This is a genomic window from Pseudomonas asturiensis, assembly GCF_900143095.1.
Taxonomy (GTDB): domain Bacteria; phylum Pseudomonadota; class Gammaproteobacteria; order Pseudomonadales; family Pseudomonadaceae; genus Aquipseudomonas; species Aquipseudomonas asturiensis.
In genome coordinates this window covers 1-7,829 of sequence record NZ_FRDA01000033.1, presented here as the reverse complement: position 1 = coordinate 7,829, position 7,829 = coordinate 1, and the positions used below count along the sequence as shown (strand labels likewise).

Below are 7,829 nucleotides of genomic sequence, written 5' to 3'. Positions count from 1 at the left end.
AAGTTAGCAGTGACTGAACTGACGCCTTCGCCGGCAAGCCGCCTCCCACGGGTACGCATTCAGTCAGACGCTTTAGCCTTCACCCGTTTTGCGCGCTTTCCAGACGTGGGCATGCCGCGCATCACATTTCGGAGCGAATGCTTAACAGGCGAATTAACGGTCCGAATGCCCCTGCGCCATGGCCACGACCACTTTGCGCTTGCCGGTGAACGGGGCGCGGGAGTGGGCGGTGAGCATGTTATCGAGCATCAGGACGTCGTTTTCCAGCCATGGGAAGCTGACGGTGCAGTCGTCGAGCACGCCGCGAATCTCGTCCAGCAGGCTCTCTTCGAGGGGCGAGCCGTCGCCGTAGTAGACGTTGCGCGGCAGGTCTTCTTCGTCCACCACGTCCAGCAGGGTTTCGCGCACTTCCGGTTGCAGGTTGGAGATGTGGAACAGGTGCGCCTGGTTGAACCAGACCGTGTCCTGGGTGACCGGATGGCGCGATACGGCCTGGCAGATTTGCCGGGTGCGCAGTTCGCCGTCGTCCTTCCACTCGCACTCGATGGCGTGGGCACGACAGTAGGCTTCAACGACGCGTTCGTCCTCGGTGTTGAACACCTGGCTCCACTCGACGTCCAGCCCGTTGCCGTAGTTGCGCACGTACATCAGCTTCTTTTCGATGAACCGATCACGGATGCGCGCCGGGATCCGGCGATAGATTTCCCGGCTGTCGGCAATCGGCGTTTCGCCGCCGGTCTGTGCAGCAATCATGCTGTAGAACCAGATTTTCATCGGCCATTCCAGCGTGTAAGCCTGTTCGTTGTGCAGCGGTATGCTCTGGTGAGCCGGGTATTCGGTGGAGGTGTACACACCCTTGGTCACGTTGCTGCGGGGCGTGGAACCGAATTCGTAATTGAGCAGCGGGTCGCCGAAGCCTGCGGCGAACTCGCGAAACGCCTCAGGGCCGCCCACGTCGAAACCGCGAAACAGAATGCCGCCTGCGCGATACAGGTGTTCGGCGACCAGCGGCTTGAATTCGCCCAGCGCTTCCATCAAGTCCAGACCTGGCTCGGGTGCCTGTACCAGCATCGGCAATGTGCCCGCTCCTGCCAGCAATGGCCGGATCTGCAAACTCAACGCATGACTCATGATGACTCTCCCTTGACGGCCAAAGCGCCCGATCCCCTGCGGCCTGACGCAACACCAATGTCCAGATTGAACGTAACCGGCGAATGGAAAATTAGCCGGTTCATGTCAATCAGCGACTCACGCCTGCCGCGCTGAAACATTTCCTTTCATTTAGGCGCAAGAAAAAACTACATCTTTTGCATTCTCATTCGTCTTTAACTTGATACAGGGTCTGTCGGTATAACCGCGCCCGTTTTTCAGAAGATCCCGGAAACGCCCAATTGCCCCAACGAGCATCAGTGCCTGCCTGAAGGCCGCTCAATACCGTGAATCGAGACCGTTTACCCATGTCGAAGAAATCCCGCTCGAAAATCTGGTTTCTCGTCCACAGCTGGCTGGCCCTGCCCATCTGGTTTTTCGTGCTGATCGTCTGCGTGACCGGCACGCTGGCCGTGGTCAGCAAGGAAATCATGTGGCTGGCCATGCCGGAAATACGCGACAACCCGCCGTCGGAGACTGCCGAACGGATGAGTTTCGAGCAGATACGCGCCACCCTCGAACGCAATGAACCGGACCTGATTGTCGGCACGATCATGCAGCCGGACGGCGATTACTTTGCCCTCAGTGTGTTCGTGACCTACCCTGACGGCCGCTCGGTGCCCGCTTACGTCAACCCGTACACCGGGGTGATTCAAGGCCTTACGCCGTCGTTCGATTTCCGCCGTTTCACACGCGCCCTGCACGGCTGGTGGCTGGTGCCGTTCACCAACGGCTATTCGTGGGGCTGGTATCTGGTCTCGATTCTCGGCTTGCCGCTGCTGGCTTCGCTGGTCACCGGGCTGGTGGTCTACAAGAAATTCTGGAAAGGCTTTTTCAAACCGCTGCGCTTCAGCCAGGGCCCACGGATTTTCTGGGGCGACCTGCACCGGCTCAGTGGCGTCTGGTCAATCTGGTTCATTGCGGTGATTTCCATCACCGGCACCTGGTTTCTGATTCAGGCGATTCTGGGCGACAACCAGATCAGCATTTCCAGCCGTTCCCAAGTGGCGTCGATCATTCCCCACAGCGCCGTGCCGCTGACCGCTGACGGCAGTCCTGCGCCCACCATCAGCCTGGAAAAGGCCGTAGAGATCGCCAAGGAGCGGATTCCGGGTCTGGAAGCGAGTTTCATCACGCCGCCGTTCAACGCCTACAGCAACATGCAGGTTGGCGGCCGCAGTTGGTATCCGCTGATGTACCAGACCGCCGAGATCAATCCTTACAGCGGTGAAATCGCCGCCTCGCACCTGCTGTCGGACCGCAACAAACTGGAGTTCGTGACCGAGTCGATGCGCCCGCTGCACACCGGTGACTTCGGCGGCATCTGGATCAAGCTGATCTGGGCGTTCTTCGGTCTGGTGCTGAGCATGATGGTGCTCAGTGGCCTGCTGATCTGGAGCAAACGCACCGCACTGGCCACCCTCAACGCCCTTAAGCGCGAAGCGAAGATGAACCCGATTTCCAACCGGCAACCCCCACGGCCGCCGCTGGCGACCGGTACCCCGGAGAACAACCTGTGAGCAAGGCCGCTGTCGCGCAACCCGCTTCGTCACTGAGCCGTTTCTGGCACAAATGGCGTTTCCACATCAACGTCCTGCTGATCCTGATTCCGCTGGGTTTCATGCCCAAGTACTTCGCTGACAACTCGCTGGATCGTGGCGACAAGGGCCTGGGGCAACGGGAGATCGGCGAATTCAAGGTCGGTCCGTGGAGCCTGCGACTGGCCGAGGACCGTAACGAAGCGCCGCGTCTGTCCGGCGCGTCGGGCTACATGAAAGGGTTCAACGCCGCGCTGTGCAACGCCTGCATCGACCGGGTCAAGGCCACTTACCTGCGCATCGGCAAGCCCCGCAGCCTGCGCACCGCCGGGGTGATTTTCTTCGGCGGCGGCTATCGCATGGGTGCCTTCATGCAGATCCCGGAAACCACCAGCGCCGATTCCGAGCTGTGGATCACCATGGAAGGCTGGGACGGTTCCGTGCACCAGACTTCCATTCCCCTGCAACAGGCCTCGCCGACCACGGTGGCCTGGCTGAAAAAACAAGGAGCCAAACCATGAATGCCCGCTTCTCCCTGCGGCAAATGACGGCCGCTGCGCTCTGCCTGATCGGCATGGGCCTGAGCAACACGGCGCTTGCGCACAACCCGATGTGCGAGTGCAAACAGATCGACAACGAGCAGATCCGCTGCACAGGCGGTTTCTCCGACGGCAGCGGCGCGCCGGGCGTGACGCTGGATGTGATTGGCTATGACGAAACCATTCTGGTGCCCGGCAAGCTGGGTGAAGATTCGACCGTCACGTTCAAGCGCCCCGCCTCGGAGTTCTACGTGTTGTTCGACGCAGGTCCCGGTCACGTCGTGGAAATCGACCAGGCGGACATCCAGACCCCATGAGTGCGCCGACCCGACAGATCGTGCGCCCGGCCGGGGCCGGGCATGAAACCCTCTACGTCCTGCTGTTGTGCCTGTTGATTCTGGCAGTTGCCGCTGGCGTCGTCAGCCTGCATGGCGAACGTCAGGACGACCACAGCGTGGCCAGCCATCAGCTCGATGCGCGCCGCGACCTGACCGCCGCCGAACAGGGCATCTACGCTGACCTGCGCGTGACGCTGGATGAAATCCACCTGCTGACGCAGGAGCAGCCAACGCCGGTCACGGCGCAGCAACTGGGCGAGGAAGGCTTTGCGCCGTTCGCCGAAGACGCCAGCTCCGTCAGCCGAGGCGGTCATGTGTGGCAGATGCTGGAGCAGTCCTATCTGGGCCTGAGCCAGTCGCCCGGCGTGGCAGGCTCGTTTCTGATGCGGGTCGGCTCGTCGGCTGACGATCAGCCCGATATCTGGATCAACCGCAAGGCCACGTCTGCGCCCGCCGATCTCAGCGACAAGACCTTGATCGGCACAGGCTGGCAACAGGTTGTCGCGCAATTCGACGCTGGTGTTACGCGCCAGCATCAGCACTGAAATCACCCGAGAAGGCCGCTTGCCCATGCCTATTTTTTTCAAATGCCGTCCCTTGCTGCGCGTGCTGCTGATCGGCCTCTGTGCCACGTTGCTGGCACCGCTGAGCCACGCTGCCGATCCGGCCAAGCGCCTGCGCATCGGTATCACCCTGCATCCGTATTACAGCTACGTGGCCAACATCGTCGGCGACAAGGCCGAGGTCGTGCCGCTGATTCCGGCAGGCTTCAACCCCCATGCCTACGAGCCCCGCGCCGAGGACATCAAGCGCATAGGCTCGCTCGACGTGATCGTGCTCAACGGCGTCGGCCATGACGACTTTGCCGACCGCATGATCGCCGCCAGCGAAACGCCGAACATCAAGACCATCGAAGCCAACGCCGACGTGCCGCTGCTGGCCGCAACCGGCGTGGCAGCGCGTGGCGCGGGCAAGGTTGTCAACCCGCATACCTTTCTGTCGATCAGCGCGTCCATCGCGCAGGTCAACAACATCGCCCGCGAGCTGGGCAAGCTGGACCCGGACAACGCCAAGACCTACACCGCCAACGCTCGGGCCTACGGCAAGCGCCTGCGTCAGATGCGTGCCGACGCCCTGGCCAGGCTGACCAAGGCACCGAACGCCGACCTGCGCGTGGCCACGGTGCATGCTGCGTACGATTACCTGCTGCGTGAGTTTGGCCTTGAGGTCACGGCAGTGGTGGAGCCGGCACACGGCATCGAGCCAAGCCCGAGTCAGTTGAAAAAGACCATCGATCAATTGCGTGAACTGGACGTGAAGGTGATTTTTTCGGAGATGGACTTCCCGTCCACGTACGTCGAGACCATTCAGCGCGAGTCCGGGGTCAAGCTGTACCCGCTGTCGCACATTTCCTATGGCGAATACAGCGCCGACAAGTACGAAAAGGAAATGGCCGGCAACCTGGATACCGTGGTCCGGGCAATTCAGGAGGCAGGCGCATGACGGTTGCGCACAACCTCGATATCGCTCAACAAGGGCCGGGCATCGAATTCGGTGAGGTGAGCCTGACGCTGGGCCGCACCATCATTCTCGACCGTATCAGCTTCCACGTTCGGGCGGGCAGCGTGCACGCGCTGGTCGGCCCCAACGGCGGCGGCAAGAGTTCGCTGATCAAGACCCTGCTTGGGCAAACCCCGCATCAGGGCCAGCTCAGCCTGCAATGGCCCGGTTCGCCCGGCCTGATCGGCTACGTGCCGCAAGCGCTGGAGTTCGACCGGGGCCTGCCGATGACCGTCGATGACTTCATGGCTGCGATGTGCCAGCGACGTCCAGCGTTTCTGGGCCTGTCGAAGCATTACGCTGCCGCCATCGGCGAAGCGCTGGAGCGGGTCGGTATGCAGGATAAGCGCAAACGCCGCATGGGCGCGCTGTCCGGCGGTGAGCGCCAGCGCGTTTTGCTGGCACAGGGCTTGATTCCGGCCCCGCAGTTGCTGGTGCTGGATGAACCGATGTCGGCGCTGGATGAAGCCGGTATTCAGGTTTTCGAACGCCTGCTGGGCGACTGGCGTCGGGCCGGTATCACGGTGCTGTGGATCGAGCATGATCTGGAAGCGGTGAAACGTCTCGCCGATCAGGTGACGGGGCTCAATCGCCGGGTGCTGTTTGATGAACCGGCACACACCGCGCTGACGCCAGAGCGGCTTTTGACCCTGTTTTCGGCGCATCCGCGTGCTGCAAATGTCAAAAACGGGAGCGATGCGTAATGGACTACGAGAGCTTTCGGCTTTTCATTCAAGGCCTGGCATCGTCCGGCTATTTGCCTGAAGCATTGGCCTACGGCTTTGTGGTCAATGCCCTGCTTGCCGGGCTGTTGATCGGCCCGGTATTGGGCGGTCTGGGCACGCTGGTGGTGGTCAAGCGCTTCGCGTTCTTCTCCGAAGCAGTGGGTCACGCGGCGCTGACCGGTGTGGCCATCGGCATTCTACTCGGCGAACCCTATACCGGCCCGTATGGCAGCCTGTTCGGCTACTGCCTGCTGTTCGGCATCGTGCTCAACTACCTGCGCAACCGCACCGGCCTTGCGCCCGACACGCTGATCGGCGTGTTCCTGTCGGTCTCGCTGGCCCTGGGTGCAAGTCTGCTGCTGGTGCTGGCGGGCAAGATCAATGTGCATATTCTGGAAAACGTCCTGTTCGGCTCGGTACTGACCGTCAACGGCAACGACCTGCTGGTGCTGCTGATCGTCGGTTCGCTGGTGATGGGCCTGAGCCTGCCGCTGTACAACCGGATCATGCTGGCCAGCTTCAACCCGCAACTGGCTGCCGTGCGGGGTGTGGCGGTGAAGACGCTGGACTATCTGTTCGTGATTCTGGTGACGCTGATCACGGTGGCCGCCGTGAAAGTCATCGGCGCGATTCTGGTCGGCGCACTGTTGGTGATTCCGGCCGCAGCCGCCCGGTTGCTGAGCCAGTCGCTCAAAGGCTTCTTCTGGATCTCGGTGGCGATTGCGACCGTCAGTACCTTGTGCGGCATTCTGCTGCCTATCGTTTTTGACCTGCCTGTGCCATCCGGCGCGGCGATCATTCTGGTGGCCGGTATCGCGTTCGCCCTGGCCGCCATTGCGCGCGGCACTGTGCCCAGCCTCAAAGGAAATATCGGATAAATGTTTACTCTGCGACGTATGACCCTGGCGCTGGCTCTTTCCGGCCTGCTGTGCAATTCCCTGTCTGCGGCTGAAGCGACAGCCCCCAGTGCTCAACCCGTGCGCGTGCTGGCCAGTCTGCCGATTACCTATGGCCTGGGGCAGATTCTGCTCAAGGACAGCGGCGTGGTGCTGGAACGCGCCGCAGCGGCCAACCTGCCCGGTTCGCGTCAGACAGCCTACTTCACCGGGCGCGGTGCCGAGGCGCTGCGCGGCCTGGCGGCAAACGCTGATGCGGTCATCGGCCTGCGCTCGATCTGGGCCGATGACCCGCTTTACCCCAATGCGCGCCGCAGCAACATTCGCATCGTCGAAATCGACGCAGCACGCCCGGTGGACGGCAGCCTGCCGGGCATCGCGGTACAGCCGGGACAAGGTATCGATGGCCTGAACAGTCAGCCATGGCTGGCAAGCAACAACATGGGGCGTATGGCCGACGTGATGGCAGCGGACCTGGTGCGACTGGCTCCGGCGGCCAAACCCAGGATCGAAACCAATCTGGCCGCCCTCAAGCAACAACTGCTCAAGCTCAGCGCCAGCAGCGAAGCGAGTCTGGCCAGTGCCGACAACCTGAGCGTGGTGAGTTTGTCAGACAGGTTCGGTTACCTGATCAGCGGATTGAATCTGGAGTTGATCGACAGCCAGCCACTGACCGATGAGCAATGGACGCCCGAAGCGATACAGAAACTGTCGGCGACCCTCAAGGACAACGACGTGGCCGTGGTCCTCGACCATCGCCAGCCACCCGAGCCGGTCAAAGCCGCGATTGCGGCGGCGGGAAGTACGTTGCTGGTACTGGGGATTGACGGCGCGGATCCGCTGGCTGAATTGCAGGGGGATATCGAGCAGATTATCGGGGCGTTGAAGGCTGGCTGAATGCACATAACGTGGGAGGCGGCTTGCCGGCGATAGCGTCAGTCCAGTCAATGAAAGGCGAACTGAAAAACGCATCGCCGGCAAGCCGCCTCCCACAGGGCCTGCGTCTATCCAGTGAAATTTCTGCGCCTATCGAGTCAGGCCAGCCAATGAAAGACCAACTGAAAAACCGCATCGCCGGCAAGCC

At 61.7% G+C, this 7,829-nt stretch carries 9 protein-coding genes; 8 read left to right on the top strand and 1 reads right to left on the bottom strand.

Translation table 11 applies throughout. The features are described 5' to 3' along the window. Positions 1–153 precede the first annotated feature (153 nt). A complete protein-coding gene (locus tag BUB69_RS28000; RefSeq protein WP_073173496.1) occupies positions 154–1,131 on the bottom strand; it encodes a TauD/TfdA family dioxygenase in 978 nt (325 codons plus the stop codon). A gap of 326 nt (positions 1,132–1,457) precedes the next feature. Here BUB69_RS28000 and BUB69_RS27995 point away from each other — a divergent pair, with 326 nt between their 5' ends. The 8 genes from BUB69_RS27995 to BUB69_RS27960 are packed head-to-tail and all read left to right on the top strand — an operon-like array spanning position 1,458 to position 7,642. Then, positions 1,458–2,669: a PepSY-associated TM helix domain-containing protein gene (locus BUB69_RS27995; RefSeq protein WP_073173493.1), complete on the top strand. Its 1,212-nt coding sequence runs from the start codon at positions 1,458–1,460 to the stop codon at positions 2,667–2,669. Then, positions 2,666–3,208, top strand: a complete 543-nt coding sequence (locus BUB69_RS27990) for a thiamine pyrophosphate-binding protein (protein ID WP_073173490.1) — start codon at positions 2,666–2,668, stop codon at positions 3,206–3,208. The genes BUB69_RS27995 and BUB69_RS27990 overlap by 4 nt, the downstream gene beginning before the upstream one ends. Then, positions 3,205–3,543: a hypothetical protein gene (locus BUB69_RS27985; protein WP_073173487.1), complete on the top strand. Its 339-nt coding sequence runs from the start codon at positions 3,205–3,207 to the stop codon at positions 3,541–3,543. The genes BUB69_RS27990 and BUB69_RS27985 overlap by 4 nt, the downstream gene beginning before the upstream one ends. Next, the gene (locus BUB69_RS27980; protein ID WP_073173485.1) at positions 3,540–4,109 is read left to right on the top strand and encodes a DUF6162 family protein; all 570 of its coding nucleotides are present in this window, start codon (positions 3,540–3,542) and stop codon (positions 4,107–4,109) included. The genes BUB69_RS27985 and BUB69_RS27980 overlap by 4 nt, the downstream gene beginning before the upstream one ends. Positions 4,110–4,134: 25 nt before the next feature. Next, positions 4,135–5,067, top strand: a complete 933-nt coding sequence (locus tag BUB69_RS27975; protein ID WP_073173500.1) for a metal ABC transporter substrate-binding protein — start codon at positions 4,135–4,137, stop codon at positions 5,065–5,067. Then, complete coding sequence (locus tag BUB69_RS27970) at positions 5,064–5,828, top strand: metal ABC transporter ATP-binding protein (protein WP_073173482.1); 765 nt, start codon at positions 5,064–5,066, stop codon at positions 5,826–5,828. The genes BUB69_RS27975 and BUB69_RS27970 overlap by 4 nt, the downstream gene beginning before the upstream one ends. Further along, on the top strand, positions 5,828–6,727 hold the full coding sequence (locus BUB69_RS27965) for a metal ABC transporter permease (RefSeq protein WP_024685506.1): 900 nt from the start codon (positions 5,828–5,830) through the stop codon (positions 6,725–6,727). Before BUB69_RS27970 ends, BUB69_RS27965 begins: the two co-directional genes overlap by 1 nt. Further along, positions 6,728–7,642 carry a metal ABC transporter solute-binding protein, Zn/Mn family gene (locus BUB69_RS27960; RefSeq protein ID WP_073173479.1) on the top strand — a complete coding sequence of 305 codons (915 nt, stop codon included), beginning with the start codon at positions 6,728–6,730 and terminating at the stop codon, positions 7,640–7,642. Positions 7,643–7,829: the final 187 nt, after the last annotated feature.

Bases quoted from the DNA above. Each gene is read 5' to 3' on its own strand.
- BUB69_RS28000 (WP_073173496.1), bottom strand. From the start codon at position 1,131: ATGAGTCATGCGTTGAGTTTGCAGATCCGGCCATTGCTGGCAGGAGCG.
- BUB69_RS27995 (WP_073173493.1), top strand. From the start codon at position 1,458: ATGTCGAAGAAATCCCGCTCGAAAATCTGGTTTCTCGTCCACAGCTGG.
- BUB69_RS27985 (WP_073173487.1), top strand. From the start codon at position 3,205: ATGAATGCCCGCTTCTCCCTGCGGCAAATGACGGCCGCTGCGCTCTGC.
- BUB69_RS27980 (WP_073173485.1), top strand. From the start codon at position 3,540: ATGAGTGCGCCGACCCGACAGATCGTGCGCCCGGCCGGGGCCGGGCAT.
- BUB69_RS27975 (WP_073173500.1), top strand. From the start codon at position 4,135: ATGCCTATTTTTTTCAAATGCCGTCCCTTGCTGCGCGTGCTGCTGATC.
- BUB69_RS27970 (WP_073173482.1), top strand. From the start codon at position 5,064: ATGACGGTTGCGCACAACCTCGATATCGCTCAACAAGGGCCGGGCATC.
- BUB69_RS27965 (WP_024685506.1), top strand. From the start codon at position 5,828: ATGGACTACGAGAGCTTTCGGCTTTTCATTCAAGGCCTGGCATCGTCC.
- BUB69_RS27960 (WP_073173479.1), top strand. From the start codon at position 6,728: ATGTTTACTCTGCGACGTATGACCCTGGCGCTGGCTCTTTCCGGCCTG.